The organism is Bradyrhizobium sp. CCH5-F6 (assembly GCF_001556045.1).
Lineage (GTDB): Bacteria > Pseudomonadota > Alphaproteobacteria > Rhizobiales > Xanthobacteraceae > Bradyrhizobium.
This window is the reverse complement of record NZ_LSIC01000201.1, coordinates 1-18,023: the sequence shown is the minus strand read 5'-3', so window position 1 is coordinate 18,023 and position 18,023 is coordinate 1. Positions and strand designations below refer to the sequence as shown.

General features: G+C 65.6%; 16 protein-coding genes. 6 read left to right on the top strand and 10 right to left on the bottom strand.

The features are described 5' to 3' along the window. Positions 1-38: 38 nt before the first annotated feature. The gene (locus tag AX729_RS39240; protein WP_082770628.1) at positions 39-1,067 is read right to left on the bottom strand and encodes a YcjF family protein; all 1,029 of its coding nucleotides are present in this window, start codon (positions 1,065-1,067) and stop codon (positions 39-41) included. Next, entirely contained in the window at positions 1,064-2,533 is a 1,470-nt protein-coding gene (locus AX729_RS35715; RefSeq protein WP_061029280.1) for a YcjX family GTP-binding protein, read from the bottom strand. The genes AX729_RS39240 and AX729_RS35715 overlap by 4 nt, the downstream gene beginning before the upstream one ends. Before the next feature lie 181 nt (positions 2,534-2,714). Between AX729_RS35715 and trhA the strand changes: the two genes are divergently transcribed. Both trhA and AX729_RS35705 read left to right on the top strand, forming a co-directional pair. Continuing rightward, the gene (trhA, locus tag AX729_RS35710; RefSeq protein WP_061029278.1) at positions 2,715-3,410 is read left to right on the top strand and encodes a PAQR family membrane homeostasis protein TrhA; all 696 of its coding nucleotides are present in this window, start codon (positions 2,715-2,717) and stop codon (positions 3,408-3,410) included. A gap of 42 nt (positions 3,411-3,452) precedes the next feature. Beyond that, positions 3,453-4,247 (top strand): SDR family oxidoreductase, encoded by a 795-nt coding sequence (locus AX729_RS35705; protein WP_061029276.1) that lies wholly within the window; start codon positions 3,453-3,455, stop codon positions 4,245-4,247. A gap of 150 nt (positions 4,248-4,397) precedes the next feature. On the opposite strand, the gene AX729_RS35700 is transcribed toward AX729_RS35705, so the two are convergent. After that, positions 4,398-4,859 (bottom strand): MarR family winged helix-turn-helix transcriptional regulator, encoded by a 462-nt coding sequence (locus AX729_RS35700; RefSeq protein ID WP_061029274.1) that lies wholly within the window; start codon positions 4,857-4,859, stop codon positions 4,398-4,400. A gap of 77 nt (positions 4,860-4,936) precedes the next feature. Between AX729_RS35700 and AX729_RS35695 the strand changes: the two genes are divergently transcribed. Beyond that, complete coding sequence (locus AX729_RS35695) at positions 4,937-5,713, top strand: SDR family NAD(P)-dependent oxidoreductase (protein WP_061029273.1); 777 nt, start codon at positions 4,937-4,939, stop codon at positions 5,711-5,713. Between the two features lie 85 nt (positions 5,714-5,798). On the opposite strand, the gene mdlC is transcribed toward AX729_RS35695, so the two are convergent. The 4 genes from mdlC to AX729_RS35675 all read right to left on the bottom strand — a co-directional run bounded on the left by mdlC (position 5,799) and on the right by AX729_RS35675 (position 10,709). Continuing rightward, positions 5,799-7,421, bottom strand: coding sequence for a benzoylformate decarboxylase (gene mdlC / locus AX729_RS35690; RefSeq protein WP_061029272.1), 1,623 nt, complete (start codon positions 7,419-7,421; stop codon positions 5,799-5,801). 138 nt (positions 7,422-7,559) lie between these two features. Beyond that, positions 7,560-8,411 (bottom strand): HTD2 family dehydratase, encoded by an 852-nt coding sequence (locus AX729_RS35685; protein WP_061029270.1) that lies wholly within the window; start codon positions 8,409-8,411, stop codon positions 7,560-7,562. A 14-nt stretch (positions 8,412-8,425) separates the two neighbouring features. Continuing rightward, entirely contained in the window at positions 8,426-9,529 is a 1,104-nt protein-coding gene (locus AX729_RS35680) for a CaiB/BaiF CoA transferase family protein (protein ID WP_061029267.1), read from the bottom strand. Positions 9,530-9,539: 10 nt separating this feature from the next. Continuing rightward, complete coding sequence (locus AX729_RS35675; protein ID WP_061029265.1) at positions 9,540-10,709, bottom strand: acyl-CoA dehydrogenase family protein; 1,170 nt, start codon at positions 10,707-10,709, stop codon at positions 9,540-9,542. 125 nt (positions 10,710-10,834) lie between these two features. On the opposite strand from AX729_RS35675, the gene AX729_RS35670 reads away from it, so the two are divergent. Continuing rightward, on the top strand, positions 10,835-11,755 hold the full coding sequence (locus tag AX729_RS35670; protein WP_061029263.1) for a LysR substrate-binding domain-containing protein: 921 nt from the start codon (positions 10,835-10,837) through the stop codon (positions 11,753-11,755). A 266-nt stretch (positions 11,756-12,021) separates the two neighbouring features. On the opposite strand, the gene AX729_RS35665 is transcribed toward AX729_RS35670, so the two are convergent. Then, positions 12,022-13,296 (bottom strand): cytochrome P450, encoded by a 1,275-nt coding sequence (locus tag AX729_RS35665; RefSeq protein ID WP_061029261.1) that lies wholly within the window; start codon positions 13,294-13,296, stop codon positions 12,022-12,024. 84 nt (positions 13,297-13,380) lie between these two features. Then, entirely contained in the window at positions 13,381-14,646 is a 1,266-nt protein-coding gene (locus AX729_RS35660; RefSeq protein WP_061029259.1) for a cytochrome P450, read from the bottom strand. Positions 14,647-14,953: 307 nt separating this feature from the next. On the opposite strand from AX729_RS35660, the gene AX729_RS35655 reads away from it, so the two are divergent. Both AX729_RS35655 and AX729_RS35650 read left to right on the top strand, forming a co-directional pair. Further along, on the top strand, positions 14,954-16,099 hold the full coding sequence (locus AX729_RS35655; RefSeq protein ID WP_197433753.1) for a YjgN family protein: 1,146 nt from the start codon (positions 14,954-14,956) through the stop codon (positions 16,097-16,099). Between the two features lie 3 nt (positions 16,100-16,102). After that, on the top strand, positions 16,103-17,212 hold the full coding sequence (locus AX729_RS35650) for a M48 family metallopeptidase (protein ID WP_061029255.1): 1,110 nt from the start codon (positions 16,103-16,105) through the stop codon (positions 17,210-17,212). Between the two features lie 113 nt (positions 17,213-17,325). Here the strand turns inward: AX729_RS35650 and upp are convergent, their stop codons facing one another. Further along, a complete protein-coding gene (upp, locus tag AX729_RS35645; protein ID WP_028134563.1) occupies positions 17,326-17,955 on the bottom strand; it encodes a uracil phosphoribosyltransferase in 630 nt (209 codons plus the stop codon). Positions 17,956-18,023 lie beyond the last annotated feature (68 nt).

The window sequence follows — 18,023 nt, the reverse complement described above, 5'->3', positions numbered from 1 at the left end:
CCTCTCCCCGCAAGCGGGGAGAGGCGAAAGGAACCACGCTACTCCTCGTCGTCCTTCTTCCGTAGCAAATCCGTTGCCAGATCCGCCAGCTTCGGCGGCGGCAGCGCCGCGAACGGCAGCGGCCTTGTCACGTCGATGGCAGCCAGCCCAAGCCGCGCCGTCAACAATCCGTTGAGAACGCCTTCGCCCAGCCGCTGCGACAGCTTCGCCGCGATGCCATGGCCGAGCATCTGTTGCACCAGACTGTCGCTCGCGGCCATGCCGCCGGTGATGGCGAGATGGGCGATGACGTGGCGGAGCAGACGGATCATGCCGAGCGCGCCCGGGCGGCCGCCGTAGAGATAGGCAAGCTGCCGGATCAGGCGCAGCGCGGCGACGAACACGAACAGCACGTCGATCGCCGCGCGGGGTGAGACTGCTGTGACGATCGAGACTTTTTGCGCGGCCGACGACACCAGCCGCCGCGCCTCCGCATCCAGCGGCGACATAAGCTCGCGCTCGGCGAGCCGGATCATGTCGGCGCCGTCGATGATCTCGCCGGCATGGCTCTCGAGCTTGGCGCGGGCTCGCGCGAGTTGAGGGTTCTGGTGCGCGATCTTCAGGAGGTCCTGCACGATGACGCGGCTCTCGGCGCGATCGTCGCTGGCGAGCACGTCGGCGGCGCGCTGATGCAGCTTTTCGATCGTGGCGAGCCGCGCCAGGCCGAACGCCTCGCGTCCGATCACCACCGCAAGCGCCAACGCCGTGACGAGCGCGAAGGCAAGCCCGACGAAGCCGAGGCTCTCGCTCCGCGCAAACAAATCCTCGATCAAATGGACGACGCCGAGCCCGACCCCGAGCAGCGTCAATCCGGCGAGGCCGGACCAGAACAGAGCGCCCCAGGGAAAGCGGCGCCGCGCGGGAAGCGTCGCCTGAATCGGCACCGGCAGCGTCGATGGATCAGGCTCCGGCGTGATCTGGATGGTCGCTCGCCCGAGCCGGCTGATCTCGTCGGCCTCCGTGACGACGACGCCGGGATCGTCCAGCCGGAACGTCGCCGGCCGTCGCTGCTGGGATCGCTGGGTCATGACAGCTTGTCTCCGATCAGGAACTGCAGGGCACGGTCGAGGCGGATGTGTGGCAGTGTCGGCTCTTCCGTGCCCTCACGCTCCAGCTTGGGCGGGCGGAAACGCAGGAAGCGGAAGTCGCTCTTCTCGGCGGCGGCGGTCGAAAGGCCGCGGAACGCGTCCGTACCTTTGAACAGCGGTTCGGGATCAAGCGGCAGATCACCCGGAAAAGTCGCGACTTCCGTGTTGCCGTCGAAGAACTCGCCGCCGGCGCTTTCGCCCGCAGCCGGCGTTCCCAGGATCGACGGCAATTTGTCGCGGCCACGGGCCACCTGCGCCTCGCGCGTGGCGCGGACGGCGGCGAGCGCAACGACGTCGATCGCCGCGCCGGTACTTTCCGCGCGCGCGACGGCGCCCGCGACGGCGCGGCGCAGCACCGCCTCGAGCCGGTCGTGGCTGGAATGATGCAGATGGTCCGCCTTGGTCGCCGCAAACAGGATGCGGTCGATGCGCGGTCGGAACAGGCTGGAAAACAAACTGCTGCGGCCGATGTTGAAGCAGTCGAGAATTCCGGCAAGTGCGGCTTCGAGATCGTGCAGCGCCTCGGGCCCGGAGTTGAATGCGGCGAGCGCATCGGCCAGCACGATCTGGCGGTCGAGCCGCGCAAAATGATCGCGGAAGAACGGCCGCACCACGACGTCCTTGTAGGCCTCGAAGCGCCGCACCATCATCGCCCATAGCGATCCCTCGGGCGCCTGCCCGCCAGCGGGCAAATCGAGCGGCGCAAAGGTCAGGGCGGGTGAGCCTGCGAGATTGCCGGGCATCAGGAAACGTCCGGGCGGCAGGAGGCTCATCGCGAAGCGCTCGTCGCGGCAGGCGCGCAGATAGTCGGTGAAGAGCTTCGCGGCCGTCAGCGTCGCCTGCTCGTCCTCGCGTGCCTCGGGCTTGAGCGTCGCCAGATGCGCGTGCCAGTCCGCGGCCAGATGCGCGCGCGGCGCCTCGCGCGACAATGTGAGGCTCTCCGCGGACCATTGCTCGAAGCTTTTCTGCAGCAGCGGCAGGTCCAGCAGCCATTCCCCGGGATAGTCGACGATGTCGAGCGTCAGCGTGCGATCGGCACCGTTCGGGCGCTGGTAGTCGATCACGAGCCTGAGCTCGCTGATGTCCACGGTCGAGTTCGGCCAGCGCCGCTCCTCGATCAGCGCGCGCAGATGGTTCTCATACGCAAAGCGCGGCACGGCATCGTCGGGCTGCGGCGCCAGATACGCCCGCGCAATCCGGCCCGAGGCATAGGCATCGAACACCGGAAACCGGCCGCCGCGCGTCAGCCCGTGGATCAGGGCGGTGATAAATACGGTCTTACCTGCCCGTGACAGCCCGGTGACGCCGAGCCGCACTGTCGGGTTGAAGAAGTGCTCGCCATAGTCGATCAGCGCCCTTGCCGACAGCCGCGCTTCTTCGACCATATCCTGGAAACTGAATGCCATATGAACGTTAAGAGGATCCGGGGCGGAGGGAATGTGCGGCCGTTCACAAAAGTGGCAATTGCGTTAGGAAAATCAAGCTCCATACTTCCACCGCCTTTGTCGGCGAGTCAGCCGTTTGAACGACGCGCCGATCCCGAAACACCCATGAAGAGAACATTTGCCTCACGTGAGCGGATTGCCCATGACCGTCTTCCAACTGAAAGAGTTCGCATCCACCTCCGTCCACGCCGCCGCCGACATGATCGGCTGGCACTACGACCGCGCCGAGCTGATCGCCGACGGTATCATCCACGCGATCGGCGTCTTCGCCGGTATCGTCGCCGCGACCGTGCTGGTGGTGTTGACGGCGGTCTATGCCGATGCGACCGACATCGTCGGCGTCTCGATCTATGTCGCCGGCCTGCTGTCGATGCTGGTGCTGTCGGCGACCTATAATCTCTGGCCGGTGTCGCCGGCAAAATGGCTGCTGCGCCGGTTCGATCATTCTGCGATCTATCTCCTGATCGCCGCGACCTACACGCCGTTCATCCTGGAGGTGAAGGACAGCGTGTTCGCGCTGGTGCTGCTCGCGGGCGTCTGGTGCGTGGCGATTCTTGGTATCGTGCTGAAGCTTCTCTATCCCGGCCGCTTCGACCGCGTCTCGGTCGGCATTTATCTCGCGATGGGCTGGAGCGGCATGATGCTCTACGACGCCGTGGTCAAGGCGTTGCCCGCATTGGTGCTGGGCTTCATCGTTGCGGGCGGCTTGCTCTACAGCTTCGGCGTGATCTTCCACGCCTGGCGGCGGCTGCGATTCCAGAATGCGATCTGGCACGGCTTTGTCTTGGCCGGCGCGGCATGCCATTATACCGCGGTGCTCGACCTCGTGTTGAGCTGAACAAGTTTCCGCGAAGCGGTATAAGACGAGAGGAGACGTCGCATGCAGGTGACCGGCAAGGTCGTGGTCGTCACGGGCGGCGCAAACGGCATCGGCAAGGCGCTGTGCGAGGCTTTTCACAACGCGGGCGCAGCCAAGGTCGTGGTCGCGGACATGGACGCTGACAATGCGAGGGCCGTCGCGGCCATGGTCGATGGCGCCGCCTTCAAATGCGACGTTGCTCAGGAAAAGGACATCGCCCACGTCATCGAGGAGACCGAGCGGCAGTTCGGGCCGATCGCGTTGTTCTGCTCCAACGCCGGCATCGGCGGCGGTTTCGATCCGATGTCTGAGAATGCCGGCGGCACCTCGGACGAGCCGTGGCAGCGCAGCTGGGCGATCCACGTCATGGCGCACGTCTACGCGGCGCGGCATCTGATCCCGCGCATGAGGGCGCGCGGCGGCGGCTATTTCCTCAACACGATCTCGGCCGCGGGCCTGCTGTCGCAGGTCGGCAGCCCGGCCTATTCGACGACCAAGCACGCCGCGGTCGGCTTTGCCGAAAATCTCGCGATCTCGCACAAGGCCCACAACATCAAGGTTTCGATCCTCTGTCCCCAGGGGGTCGACACCAACATGTTGCGCTCGATCCCCAAGGGTCCGCAATCCGGCGACGGCGACCTCACGCCCGAACAAGTGGCGAAGGACGTGCTCGCTGGCCTCGAGCAGGAGACGTTCCTGATCCTGCCGCACCCCCAGGTGCTCGGCTACATGCGCAAAAAGACCGAGAACTACGACCGCTGGATCGGCGGCATGGCCAAGATCCAGGCGAAGATGCGCGAGGAGTTCGGGAAGTGACCGCCAGACCTGACGCTGTCATGCCCCGCCTAGTGCGCAATTGCGCACGGGGGCGGGGCATCCAGTACGCTGCGGCCTATCGATTGAACAGCGACCGTCCCGGAGTACTGGATCGCCCGGTCAAGCCGGGCGATGACACAGAGAGTGCAGCTACGCCGCACTCCGCCCCGCCTCCTCCTCCCGGCTCTGCCGAAGCGCCCGCGCATAGAGCATCATGCCCTCGCGCACGATGCGCTGTTCCGCCGGCGTCAACGCCGCCAGCGCACCGCGCACCTGCTGCCGCCCGAACGCATGCAGCGCTTCCAGCGTGCGGCGGCCCTTTGCCGTCAGCGACAACAGCTTGCTGCGTGCATCAAGCTCATCCGCCGTCTCCCTGAGCTCGCCGCAATCGATCAGCTTGCGCACCATGCGGCTGACGCTGGATTTCTCCAGGCGCAGGAAATCACCAAGCTCGCCCGATGTCAGGGGACCGCGGATGCCGATCTCCAGGATGGTGTGGACCGCCGAGGGCGGATAGTCCGATGCCGCCACCGTCGCGTCCATGAAGCCGAGCTCGCGCACCATCAGGCGCGACGCGGCGCGGATGTCGTCGATCAGCGCAAGCTGGGTCACCGCTTGACTCCCGGCACATAGTTGTATCATACAACTATATGCGCGTAGCGACGCGCGCAAGCGTTTTGGAGTGAGCCATGAGCGGAACTTTGCCGTCTGGTGAGCGGATGAGGGGCAAGGTCTGCCTGGTGACGGGTGGCGGCAGCGGCATCGGCCGCGCCACCGCGCTAAGGATGGCAGCAGAAGGGGCCGAAGCGATCTTCGTCGCCGGCCGGCGCGAAGCCGAGATCGACTCCACTGCCTCGGCGTGTCGCGAAATCGGCGTGGATGCCGTCCCGGTCAAGACCGATATCACTGAGGAGGACGACGTTGCACGGCTGGTCCGCGCGGCGGTCGAGCGCTGCGGCAGGCTCGACGTTGCCTTCAACAATGCCGGATTCCAGGAGCGCCGCGCGCCGCTGGAGGAGCAGGCTACCGAGACCTACGACAGCGTGTTCGACACCAATGTCCGCGCACTATTCCTGTGTCTGCGCCACCAATTGCCGGCGATGCTGGCGCAAGGCCGCGGCAGCATCGTGGTCAACGCCTCCGTCAGCGGCGTGCGCAATCCCAATCCCGGCTTCTCGCTCTACTCGGCTTCGAAGGCCGCCGCGATCTCGCTGACGCGCTCGGCCGCGATGGAGAACGCACCGCGCGGCATCCGTATCAACGCGATCGCCCCTGGCCGCGTCGTCACCGACATGATGCTGCGTGCCGGCGTCGGCGACGTCGCAACCGTCAGCGCCGGCCTGCCGCTGCGGCGGATGGGAAGCCCGGAGGAAGTGGCAGAGGCCGTGGTTTGGCTGGCCTCAGATGCGTCGTCCTATGTCGTCGGGCATGTGCTCGCCGCGGACGGAGGATTTCTGGCGTCGTAGCTTCCTAGCCCGGATGAGCGAAGCGACATCCGGGACCTTTGGTGCAGTTCCCGGATGTCGCTTCGCTCATCCGGGCTACGGCACCTCAATGCTTCTGCCCGTACAGCACGGGCACCGCCGAATCCACGACGACCTCGACGAGGCTCGTGCCGGCATACGCCATGCCGCGCTTCAGCGCTTCGCCAAGCTCCGCCGCCTTCGTCACCCGCACCGCATGGCAGCCCATGCCTTCGGCGAGCCGCACGAAATCGATGCCCGGCAGCTCCAGCCCGGGCACATTGCGCACCTGCATCACCTGGCTGAACGAGCGCATCGCGCCGTAGCCGGAATTGTTGATGACGACGACGGTGAGCGGCAGCTTTCGCTGCGCCGCGGTCCACAGCGCCTGGATCGAATACATCGCCGACCCGTCGCCGATCAGGCAGACGGTGCGGCTGTTCGGCTTGCCGAGCGCCATGCCGACGGCGGCGGGCAGGGAGTAGCCGAGCCCGCCGCTCGACATGGTGTAGAAACTGTCCTGGCCGCGCATCGGCATGAACTTCTGCATGGCCGGCCGATGCGAGGGCACTTCCTCGACCAGCGAGGCTCCCTCAGGCATCGCCTTCGACAGCGCGTGCAGCAGGAATTCGACCGGCAGCGGATCGGCGGGTTGCGGTGCCGGCGGCAGCGTGCGGCCCTTCGGCGCCGCGCGCTTGCTCTCCGGCAGCAACTCGATCAGCGTCGCGAGCGCCGGCTTCATCGTGGCGATGATGCTGGTGCCGACCGGCGTCACCGCCGCCGCATCCGGATCATCGGTGATCTGGAAGATCGTCGTTCCGCCGTCGAAGATCGCGGCATGGCCCTCGACATGGAAGGTGAACACCGGCGCGCCGATCACCACGACGAGGTCGTGCTCGCGTAGCGCGTCGGACAGCTGCGCAGGCGAAGCGTGCAGGAAGCCCGCGAATTGCGGATGCCGCTCGGGGAATGAGCAGCGCGCCGAGAACGGGCTGACCCAGACGGTGGCCTTGGCCTTCTCGGCGAGTCGCACCATCAGGTCCACCGCGCCGGCGCGGTCGACGCCGGGGCCGACGACGAGGGCAGGGTGCTTTGCTGAGCCGAGCGCCTTCGCCAGCGCCTGCATCGCGTCAGGCTCGGGGCCGATCTCGCGGCTGACCTTGCGCGCCTCGACGGGAGCCGCCGCATGTGCCCAGTCGTCGACGGGGATCGACACGAAGGTCGGCCCGCACGGCGGCTGCATCGCGGTGTAATAGGCGCGCGCGATCGCCGCCGGCACGTCCTCGGGTCGCGCCGGCTCGACGCTGTATTTCACGTAAGGCCGCGGGAATTCCGACGCGCGCTCGGCATAGAGGAACGCCTGCAGCGGGAGGATCGAGCGCGCTTGCTGGCCCGCGGTGATGACGAGCGGCGTCTGGTTGCGATGCGCGGTATAGATGTTGCCGAGCGCGTTGCCGACGCCGGCTGCCGAATGCAGATTGACGAAGCCGGCATTGCGCGTCGCCTGCGCGTAGCCGTCGGCCATGCCGACCGCGGACGCCTCCTGCAGCGCCAGCACGTAGTCGATGTCGTCAGGCCAGTCGCTGAGGAACGGCAGCTCGGTCGACCCGGGATTGCCGAACACCCTGTCGATGCCGAAGGCCCGCAGCAGGCCGAGCGTCGCCTGCTTCACGGTGACGGACTTGCTGCCGGTCTTGCCGTTCTTGGACATGGTTTCCGTTCCCTCTTGTTTGTCGGCGCCGCCAACCCACCCGTCATTGCGAGCGCAGCGAAGCAATCCAGACTGCCGCCGCGGCGACAGTCTGGATTGCTTCGTCGCTTCGCTCCTCGCAATGACGAGGAGAGAGCGTTACCACACCGCCGTGCCCTTCATCGTCGGCTGCCCCTCCGCATTCGCGGTCCACAGCTCCATGCCAGCCTCGGTCTCATTGGCGTTGACGGAGAACTCCGTGCCCTCGAACAGCGGCTGCAGGCCGCGATAGGTGAACTTCTTCGGCGCCTTGCCGCCGCGAAGCTTGGCCGCCATCTCGATGATGAGCGCCGCCTGCAGCGGACCGTGGAAGATCAGGCCCGGATAACCCTCGACCTTGGTGACGTAGTCGCGGTCGTAATGGATGCGGTGGCCGTTGAAGGTCAGCGCGGAGTAGCGGAACAGCAGCACGGGATCCGAGACATGGGTCTCGCGGTGCTGCGCCTTCGGCGGCGGGGGCGGGGCCTTTGCGGGAGCGGGCGCGTTGCTCGTCATCTCGCGATAGACGATGTCCTGCCGCTCGCGGATCGCCGTGCCGCGCGGCGAGGAAATGCCGTGCTCGACCGAGACGAAGCACAGCGTGCCGGTCGAGCCTGATTTGACCTGCACATCGGCGATGCGGGAGGTCCGTGTCGATTCATCGCCGACACAGAGTGGCTGCAGGAATTCGATCTCGCCGCCCGCCCACATCCGGCGCGGCAGCGGCACCGGCGGCAGGAAGCCGCCGCGGGTCGGATGGCCGTCGGGCCCCAGCATCGACATCGGAAACACCGGCTGCGCCAGGCACCAATGCACCGTGAACGGCGCAGCGTCGCCTTTCTTGGGTTCGCCGACCTCCTGGAACAGCGTCGCGCGCAAACCCATGACGAGGTGCGCAGTGACGGTGTCGGTGGCCTCCGTGCTGCGGCCGATCCATTGCCGCAAATGGTCGATGTCGAGCTTCTCGGTCATGACGCCTCGCTCTGTTATTTCCTGGACTTCGGATTTTCGCCGATCGCGGGCACGGCGCCATAGCTGCGCGCCTCGCCGACGATGATCGGCGCCGGCGCGGGATAGCTGACACGGCCGTTCGGCGTGTCGACCTCGATCCGGCGCAGATGCGGATGGTTGGTGAGGTCGGCCATGGTGTTGACCTCGGCAAACGCGATGTCGGCGTCCGACAGCCGCTTCAAGAGCTCGTCTCGGGTCATCCTGCCGAAACTATCGGCCACCGTCTGGTCGGTGAAGTCGCGGTTGCGCACGCGCTCGACCATGTTGGCGACGCGCGGATCGGCCGGCAGGTCCGGCTGGTCCAGCACCTTCGCGCAGAGCGTCTTCCACTCGCGCTCGCTCTGGATCGAGATCAAAATGTCCTTGCCGTCCTTCGAGGTGAACACGCCATAGGGCGCGATCGAGGGATGGCGCAGGCCCATGCGTTTGGGCGGGTTGCCGGCTTCGGAGTTGAGCAGCGGCACGGTGCACCAGTCCGCCATCACGTCGAACATGGAGATGCGGATATCGGCGCCCTTGCCGGTGCGCCCGCGCGCGATCAGCGCTTCCAGGATCGCCGCATGTGCGGTCGCACCGGTCGCCACATCCACGATCGACATGCCGACGCGCGAGGCGCCGTCGGGGTTGCCGGTGATCGAGGCAAGTCCGCTCTCGGCCTGAATCAGCAGATCATACGCCTTGCGGTGCGCATAAGGGCCTTCGTCGCCATAGCCGGTGATGGTGCACGAGATCAGCTTCGGATAGTCCTTCAACAGCCGCTCGCGCGAGAAGCCGAGCTTGTCCATCGAGCCCGGCTTGAGGTTCTGGATCAGCACGTCCGCGCTGGCGATCAGCTTCTCCAGCTCGGCGCGGCCTTCCTTCGTCGTGAGATCAACCACTGCGGATTGCTTGCCGCGGTTGAGCCACACGAAATAGCTGCTCTGGCCCTTGGCCGCCGCATCGTAGCCGCGGGCGAAATCGCCTTCGGGCCGCTCGATCTTGATCACTTCCGCGCCGGCATCCGCCAGGCGCGAGGAGCAGAACGGCGCCGCGACCGCCTGCTCGACCGCAATCACCCTGATCCCGTCAAGTGCTCCCATGATGGCCGCCTCAATACGAGCGGGGCATGCCGAGCACGTGCTCGGCGACATAGGACAGCACGAGGTTGGTCGAGATCGGCGCCACCTGGTAGAGTCGCGTCTCGCGGAACTTGCGCTCGACGTCGTATTCCTCGGCGAAGCCGAAGCCGCCATGGGTCTGGATGCAGGCATTGGCCGCTTCCCAGGATGCATCCGCCGCGAGCATCTTGGCCATGTTGGCCTCGGCGCCGCAGTCGAGCCCGGCCTCGTATTTGCGCGTGGCCTCCTTCACCATCAGCTCGGCCGCGCGCATCGAGGCGTAGGCCTTGGCGATCGGGAACTGGATGCCCTGATTCTGGCCGATCGGCCGGCCGAAAACGCTGCGCTCCTTGGCGTAGTTGGTCGCCTTGGCGATGAACCATTTGGCGTCGCCGACGCATTCCGCCGCGATCAGGATGCGCTCGGCATTCATCCCGGAGAGGATGTAGCGAAAGCCCTTGCCTTCCTCGCCGATCAGATTCTCGGCGGGCACCTTCATGTCGGTGAAGAACACTTCGGTGGTGGCGTGGTTCATCATGGTGCGGATCGGGCGGATCTCGAGACCGTTGTTCTTCGCCTCGCGCATGTCGACGATGAACACCGACAGGCCGTCCGTGCGCTTCTTGGCCTGCTCCTTCGGAGTCGTGCGCGCCAGCAGGATCATCAGGTCGGAATGCTCGGCGCGGCTGGTCCAGATCTTCTGGCCGTTGACGATATAGCTGTCGTTGCCGTCCTTGCGCGCGAACGTCTTCAGCGAGGAGGTGTCGGTGCCGCTGGTCGGCTCGGTGACGCCGAAGGCCTGCAGCCGCAATTCGCCGCTCGCGATCTTCGGCAGATACTTGGCCTTCTGCTCGTCGTTGCCGTGACGAAGCACGGTGCCCATCGTGTACATCTGGGCATGGCAGCCGCCGCCGTTGCAGCCCGCGCGCTGGATCTCCTCCAGGATCGCCGCCGCAGCGGACAGCTTCAGGCCGGCGCCGCCATATTCCTCGGGGATCAGCACCGAGAGATAGCCGGCCTCGGTCAGCGCATCCACGAACGCCTTGGGATAGGCCATCTCGCGATCGAGCTTGCGCCAGTATTCGCCGGGAAACTGCGAGCAGAGCTTGGCGACGGCATCGCGGATGTCGGCGTAGTCTTCGGTGTGGTGTTCTTGACTCATGGCGTTTCCAATCGATGGCGGCAGTTAAGATAACGCCGGCCAATCCCCTGGCGTTGTGAAAACAACGCCAGCCCCCTATGCTCATTTGCTATAGCGTATGAAGTAGCCTTCCAGGATTGGCAAGCATGGATTTCCGGCAGCTCAGGACCTTCAGTTGCGTGGCGGAGCTCGGCAGCCTCTCCAAGGCCTCCGACACGCTGCGCGTGGCGCAGCCGGCGCTCAGCCGCCAGATCAAGCTCCTGGAACACGAGCTGCGCACCGATCTGTTCACCCGTAACGGCCGCGGCATGGTGCTGACCGAGGCCGGCCGGCTTCTGCTCGCTCGCACCTCCGGCATCGTGCGGCAGATCGACCAGATCCGCGACGACATCCAGTCGGCCAAGGGGCCGCCGTCCGGCCAGGTCGTGCTCGGCCTGGTTCCGACCGTGAGCTGCGTGCTGTCGGCGCGCTTTGCGCGGCGCTGCGTCGAGAAATTTCCCGGCATCTCGCTGCGCATCGTCGAGAGCTACAGCGGCCATCTCGTCGAATGGCTGCATCGCGGCGAGATGGATCTCGCCATCCTCTACGGCCGCTCGGCCGATCTGCATCTCAACGTCGAGAGTCTCGGCCGCGACAACATCGTCGCGGTCGGTCCGCGCGGCTGCGGCCTGTCGCGCAAGAAGAGCGTCGATATCGGCTGGCTGCTGCGCCAGCGCCTGGTGTTGCCCAGTCATTCCCACGGCCTCCGGGCCCTGATCGAGCACGCCGCCGCGCAACGCAAGATCAAGCTCAACGTCCAGCTCGAGGCGGATTCGTTCCGCGTGCTGACCAGCCTCGTCGAAGAAGGCCTCGGCTTCGCGCTGCTGCCGCCCTCGTCGGTCCACGGCGAGGTCGCGGACGGGCGGCTTGAAACCGCGCCCGTCTCCAAGCCGATGACGCGCGAGCTCATCTTTGCCTCTCCGATCGATCGCCCGGCCTCGACCGCCTCGCTCGCCATCACCGCCCTCCTGCGCGAGGAGGTCGCCGCCTGCCGCAAGGAAGGCCTGTGGGACATCAGGCTGAGCTAGGTCCGCTGTGTCCTAGAACAGCCGCGCGCCGCCTTGCCTTCGCATCTGGCGCGACCTGTCATGCCGGAATTTTATAGCTGGGCCAGCACTTTCGAGATGAGGAGGGTGTGAGGCGCGCTTTCTAAGCCCCACCCTCAGTGTCATTGCCCGCGAAGGCGGGCAATCCAGTATTCCAGAGACAGCAGTGCTTGAGCCGAGAAGCCGCAGCGTGCTGGATGCCCCGACTTCGCGGGGCATGACGTCGGAGGTTGAAGAGGCGGCTCGCCCTACCCCGGAATCCGCACCGGCAGGCTCTCATACCCCTTGATGAAGCTCGAATAGATCCGCTTGGGCTCGCCCACCACCTCGATGCGGTCGAAGCGCTTCAGCATCTCTTCCCAGACGATGCGGAGCTGCAGCTCGGCGAGACGCATGCCGACGCAGCGGTGGATGCCGAAGCCGAAGGAGAGGTGGGTGCGCGGGCGCGGGCGGTCGATGATGAAGTCGTTCGGATTCTCGAACATCTCCTCGTCGCGGTTGCCCGAGACGTACCACATCACGACGCGGTCGCCTTTTTTGATGTGCTTGCCGCCGAGTTCCGTATCCTGCAGCGCGGTGCGCCGCATATGTGCCAGCGGCGTCTGCCAGCGGATCACTTCCGGCACCATGGAATCGATCAGCGCCGGATTGGCGCGGAGCTTGTCGTACTGCTCAGGGTTCTCGTTCAGCGCCAGTACCGAGCCGGTCATGGTGTTGCGCGTGGTGTCGTTGCCGCCGACGATGAGCAGGATGATGTTGCCCATCAGATTGTCGGGGTCCATGTGGCGCGTGGCCTCGTTGTGGGCCATCAGCGACAGCAGGTCGTTGCGCGGCGCGGAGTTGACGCGCTCGTTCCACAGCTTGGACATGTAGGCGTAGCACTCGTCCATCTCGCGGCGGCGCTCCTCGGCCGAGGCGACGATGCCGCTCTTGGGCAGCGCGGTCGACACGTCGGACCATCGCGTCAGCTTGCGCCGCTCTTCCCAGGGGAAGTCGAACAGGGTCGCCAGCATCTGCGTCGTCAGCTCGATCGAGACGCGCTCGACGAAGTTGAAGGTCTCGTTGCGCGGAAGGTTGTCCAGCACGGTCTGCGAACGCTGGCGGATCAGCTTCGCCAGCTCGTCGAGGTGTGTCGGCGTGAACATCGGCGACACCGTCTTGCGCTGCGCCGAATGCCGGGGCTGGTCCATCGCGATGAAGCTCGGCCAGTCATAGCCGGGCGGCACGTCGCGGATCGAGATGCCGCCGAGCGTCGAATCCGAGGAGAAGATGCCGTGATTGGTGTCGACATGCATGATGTCGTTGTATTTCACCACCGACCAATAGGGCTCGATCGGCGCGTTGGTGCAGTAGTGCACGGGCTCTTCCTTGCGCAGCCGCTCGAACCACGGCCACAGCGTGTCGTCCTGGAACAGCCTGGGCGCGCCGGGATGGAACTGCGACAGCGGCGTCGCATAGGCCTCCTCGCGGGCCCTGCGCATGCGTTCGGTCTTGTCCACTTTAAGCGGCGCTTGAATGTTCATGGTCGTGGCTCCAGTTGGCCCCGCAAGCGGGGGAGTGGGCGCAGCTTCCGTGTGGGTGTCGTTCAGGTTCGTCTTACCGCGAATCTACACCGCAATCTTCACCGGCAATGTCTCGAGACCCTTCACGAAGCTCGAATAGACCCGCCTGGGCTCGCCGACCACATCAATATGGTCGAAACGCTTGAGAATCTCTTCCCAAATGATCTTGAGCTGGAGCTCGGCAAGCCTGAGACCCACGCAGCGGTGGATGCCGAAGCCGAAGGAGAGATGCGTGCGCGGGCGGGCGCGGTCGATGATGAAATCATAGGGCTTTTCGATCACTTCCTCGTCACGGTTGCCCGAGACGTACCACATCACGACCTTTTCGCCCTTCTTGATCTGCTTGCCGCGGAATTCGAAGTCGGAGAGCGCCGTGCGCCGCATATGCGCGAGCGGCGTCTGCCAGCGGATCACCTCGGGCACGAAGCTGTCGAGCAGATCGGGGTTCTCGCGCAGCTTGCGATACTGCTCCGGATGCTGGCTCAGCGCGTAGATCGAGCCCGACATGGTGTTGCGGGTGGTGTCGTTGCCGCCGACGATCAAAAGGATGAGATTACCGAGGAAGTTCTTCGCGTCCATGTCGCGCGTGGCGGCACTATGCGCCATCATCGACAAGAGGTCGCTCTTCGGCGGCTGCTCGCTGCGCTCCTTCCAGAGGCGGGAGAAGTAAGCGGCGCATTCCGTCAGTTCGGCCATCCGTTCGTCCTCGGTGGCCACGAGGCCCTCGGGACCGGGAATGGTGGTGGCGACGTCCGACCAGCGCGTCAGCTTGCGGCGGTCCTCCCAGGGAAAGTCGAACAGCACCGCCAGCATCTGCGTCGTGAGCTCGATCGAGACGCGATCGACCCAGTCGAACACCTCGCCGCGCGGCAGGTTGTCGAGGCACTCGGCGGAGCGCTTGCGGATGTTGATCGCGAGATTGTCCAGATGCGTCGGCGTGAACATCGGGGCCACGGTCTTGCGCTGCGCGGCATGGCGGGGCGGGTCCATCGAGATGAAGCTCTCGCGACGCAAATCCGGGTCGATGTCGCGGATGGTGATGCCGCCGAGCGCGGAGGCGGAGGAGAACACCGCATGGTTGGTCTCGATCTCCATGATGTCGTTGTAGCGCGTCACCGACCAGTACGGCCCGAACATCGAGTCCTTGCAATAATGCACGGGATCTTCCCGGCGCAGGCGATCGAAGTACGGCCAGAACGTATCGGTCCTGAACAGTTCAGGATCGCCCGGGTCGAATTGCTCCAGCGGCAATGACGTGGCGCGCGCGCGAAGCGCGTCGAGCTTGGCCGCGCTCTCGATGGTCCCATGCATGACCGCTCTCCCTGCATCAACCGCGCGTCGTTGAATTCTGCGCTGCGGTATTTGATCTGCAATTACATCCGGTTGTCTGCGTCGGGGCAAGGGAGAGTTTTGCCACGTCCAGTTTTCACGAGAGCGTCGGACGGCCGTCACGCCGCCAGGCGAGCGTGATCTTCCGCACGCTCTCGGTTGAGGAATCTTGCCAGAAACCGATTGGAATCGAGGTAAATCGAACCCGGCCATGTTGGGGATCGACTAACCCTTGATCTATAGTTTGGCCGTAGCAGACCCGCATCCAGAGGTTGCCGTCGTGAACAACATGCAATGGACCCCCATCGGCTCCGAACCCTTACCGCCGCCGTTGCCGCCGACGCGGGTCGATTTCTCCGGCGACCGCTCCGGTTTCCGGAGAATGGTGACCAAGGGTGCCATGCTGGAGCTCGTCACCTTCGGTTTCTACCGGTTCTGGCTGGTCACCGACATTCGTCGCCATCTGTGGGCCAACACTGCGATCGACGGCGATGCAGCCGAATACACCGGGCGGGCCAAGGAGCTTTTGATCGGCTTCCTGGTCGCACTCGCGATCCTGGTGCCGATCTATCTCGCCTATTTCCTCATCGGCATCGAGTTCGAGCGATGGCAGGGCTTCGCCTCGCTGCCGCTGTTCATCGGCTTCTACGCCTTCGGCCAATTCGCGATTTTTCGCGCGCGGCGCTATCGCCTGACGCGCACGGTCTGGCGCGGCGTGCGCTTCTGGATGGACGGCTCGGGCTGGGCCTATGCGGCCCGCGCCATGCTGTGGGGCCTGCTCGTTTTCCTGACGCTCGGCCTGGCGCTGCCCTGGCGGGCGGCCGCGCTCGAGCGCTACAAGATGCAGCACACCCATTACGGCGATCTCTCCGGCGATTTCGAGGGCGACGGCTGGACATTCTTCAAGCGCGGCTGGTGGCTGTGGCTGCTCAGCCCGGTCGCGCTCGTGATCTTCCCGCTCGCGCCGTTCTTCTATGCCGAGTTCAAGGCCCGCGAGTGGCGCTGGTGGCTCGACGGCATTCGCATCGGCGGCGTCAGCCTGTCCTCGAACCTGCCTCATGACGCCTTCTACGGCCTGTACTGGAAGGTGGTCGGCTGGTGGATGCTGCTCTCGGCCGCGTTCGGTGCTTACATGGTCGTCGGCACCTTGCTCGTCGTCCAGCTCACCGGCGTGCCGGTCGATCAGGTATTCGAGCCCGGTGACGGCGCGAAGAGCATCCCGGTGGTGGCAATGATGGTCATCGGCTATTTCGCCGTCGCGCTTGCCATCAACATCGTCATGCGCGTCTATCTCCAGCGCGATCTCTGGGCCAAGGTGCTGGAAACCGTCGAGGTGCACGACATCGCGGCCGCGGCGAATGTGCGTGGTCGCGGCGAGCTCGCCGGTGCGCTTGGCGAAGGGTTTGCCGATGGACTGGATGTTGCAGGATTTTGAGCCGTGAGTGACGTGTCCACCGAGGTCCCGGCGGGGTCCCCAAAGCCGACCATCTTCTTCGACGGCGTCTCGAACCGCAGGCGTCAGGTAACGCTGGCGCTCGGTGATGCGCTCGAAATCGCCGAGGACGGCGAAGCACCCGTTCGTTGGGCCTATGCCGATATCCGCCGCGCCGACGGCCCGGCCGGCGTTTTGCGCCTGGCCTGCACGTCGGCCTCGTCCCTGGCGCGGCTCGAAATCCGCGACGCGGCACTGGCGGCAGACGTGACCGCGCGTTGCCTGCATCTCGACGAGCAGCAGACCACGCGCCGCGGCACTGCAAAGATCGTGGGGTGGTCGGTGGCCGCCGCCGTTTCCATCGTCTGCGTCGTCCTGTTCGGCGTGCCGCTCGCCGCCGATCGTCTCGCGCCGCTGGTGCCGAAGCCGGTCGAACGGCGCATCGGCGATGCCGCCGAAGTGCAGATGAAGACCATTTTCGGCCGCAGCGTCTGTGAAGACCCCGCGGGCAAGGCCGCGTTCACCAAGCTCGTCAACCGGCTGCGCGATGCGGCCGGCCTCGACGACACCATGACGGCGGGCGTGCTGCCGACCTCGGTGCCGAACGCCTTCGCGCTGCCGGGCGGCAAGGTGTTCGTGCTGAAGGGCCTGCTCGACAAGGCCGAGAGTCCCGACGAACTCGCCGGCATCCTCGCCCACGAACTCGGCCATCTCAAGCATCACGACAACATGCGCGGTCTGATCTACAACGGCGGCACCTCGTTCCTGATCGGCCTCCTGTTCGGCGACGTCACAGGCTCCTCGGCCGTGATCTTCGCTTCGCGCAGCCTGGTCGAGGCCTCCTATTCGCGCGAAGCCGAGACCGGCGCCGACACCTTCGCCATCGAGATCATGCATGCGCTCGGCCGTTCGCCCAAGCCGGCGGCCGAATTGATGTTCCGGATCACCGGCAAGGAAGGCGGCTCCGGCCTCACCACGATCCTTGCTAGCCACCCGCTGACCGAGGACCGCCTCGCGCGCATGACGAAAGAGGATCGTCCCGCCAGCGGCCCGCCGCTGCTCACCGACAAGGAGTGGCAGGCGCTGAAAGGAATCTGCGGCGGCGGGAAGATTTGAAGCGGGACGGGTTTGTTTGAACTGGTGCGAGCCCCAGAACTCGAGCACCTCTCCCCGCTAGGGAGAGGTAACCCACGGACAGCCGACCGACCTAACACTCATTGTGCTCTGAACTACCGCGTCCCGTAAGCGCGGTCGCCGGCATCGCCGAGGCCCGGCAGGATGAACCCGTTCTCGTCGAGGCCTTCATCCACCGCCGCCGTCCAGATCGGCACGTCCGGATGCAATCCGCGCAGCCGTTCGAGGCCCTCCGGCGCGGCGATCAGGCAGGCGAGGCGGATATCCCTGGCGCCGCGCTCCTTCAGCCGGTCGATGGCGGCGACGGCGGTGTTGGCGGTGGCGACCACCGGCGTCACCACGATCGCCAGACGCTCGCTGAGATCGGATGGCGATTTGAAGAAATACTCCACCGCGGCAAAGCTGTGGGGCTCGCGGTAGAGCCCGATATGCGCGACCCGCGCGGTCGGCACCAGGTCCATCATGCCGTCGACGAAGGTGGTGCCGGCGCGCAGCATCGGCACGAACACCAGCTTCTTGCCGGCGATCTTGGCCGAATGCATCGTCGCCAGCGGTGTCTCGATGACGGTGTCAGTGAGCGGCAGGTCGCGCGTCACCTCGTAGCACAGCAGCATGCCGATCTCCTTGATCAGCTCGCGGAATGACTTGGTCGAGATGGACTTGTCCCGGACCAGCGTCAGCTTGTGCTGCACCAAGGGATGATCGACGATCGTGACGCCTTCCATGATGGGATGCTCTCTTCTTCCCTTCTCCCCTTGTGGGAGAAGGTGGCGCGAAGCGCCGGATGAGGGGT

Bases quoted from the DNA above. Each gene is read 5' to 3' on its own strand.
- AX729_RS39240 (WP_082770628.1), bottom strand. From the start codon at position 1,067: ATGACCCAGCGATCCCAGCAGCGACGGCCGGCGACGTTCCGGCTGGAC.
- AX729_RS35715 (WP_061029280.1), bottom strand. From the start codon at position 2,533: ATGGCATTCAGTTTCCAGGATATGGTCGAAGAAGCGCGGCTGTCGGCA.
- trhA (WP_061029278.1), top strand. From the start codon at position 2,715: ATGACCGTCTTCCAACTGAAAGAGTTCGCATCCACCTCCGTCCACGCC.
- AX729_RS35705 (WP_061029276.1), top strand. From the start codon at position 3,453: ATGCAGGTGACCGGCAAGGTCGTGGTCGTCACGGGCGGCGCAAACGGC.
- AX729_RS35695 (WP_061029273.1), top strand. From the start codon at position 4,937: ATGAGCGGAACTTTGCCGTCTGGTGAGCGGATGAGGGGCAAGGTCTGC.
- mdlC (WP_061029272.1), bottom strand. From the start codon at position 7,421: ATGTCCAAGAACGGCAAGACCGGCAGCAAGTCCGTCACCGTGAAGCAG.
- AX729_RS35685 (WP_061029270.1), bottom strand. From the start codon at position 8,411: ATGACCGAGAAGCTCGACATCGACCATTTGCGGCAATGGATCGGCCGC.
- AX729_RS35680 (WP_061029267.1), bottom strand. From the start codon at position 9,529: ATGGGAGCACTTGACGGGATCAGGGTGATTGCGGTCGAGCAGGCGGTC.
- AX729_RS35675 (WP_061029265.1), bottom strand. From the start codon at position 10,709: ATGAGTCAAGAACACCACACCGAAGACTACGCCGACATCCGCGATGCC.
- AX729_RS35670 (WP_061029263.1), top strand. From the start codon at position 10,835: ATGGATTTCCGGCAGCTCAGGACCTTCAGTTGCGTGGCGGAGCTCGGC.
- AX729_RS35665 (WP_061029261.1), bottom strand. From the start codon at position 13,296: ATGAACATTCAAGCGCCGCTTAAAGTGGACAAGACCGAACGCATGCGC.
- AX729_RS35660 (WP_061029259.1), bottom strand. From the start codon at position 14,646: ATGCATGGGACCATCGAGAGCGCGGCCAAGCTCGACGCGCTTCGCGCG.
- AX729_RS35655 (WP_197433753.1), top strand. From the start codon at position 14,954: ATGCAATGGACCCCCATCGGCTCCGAACCCTTACCGCCGCCGTTGCCG.
- upp (WP_028134563.1), bottom strand. From the start codon at position 17,955: ATGGAAGGCGTCACGATCGTCGATCATCCCTTGGTGCAGCACAAGCTG.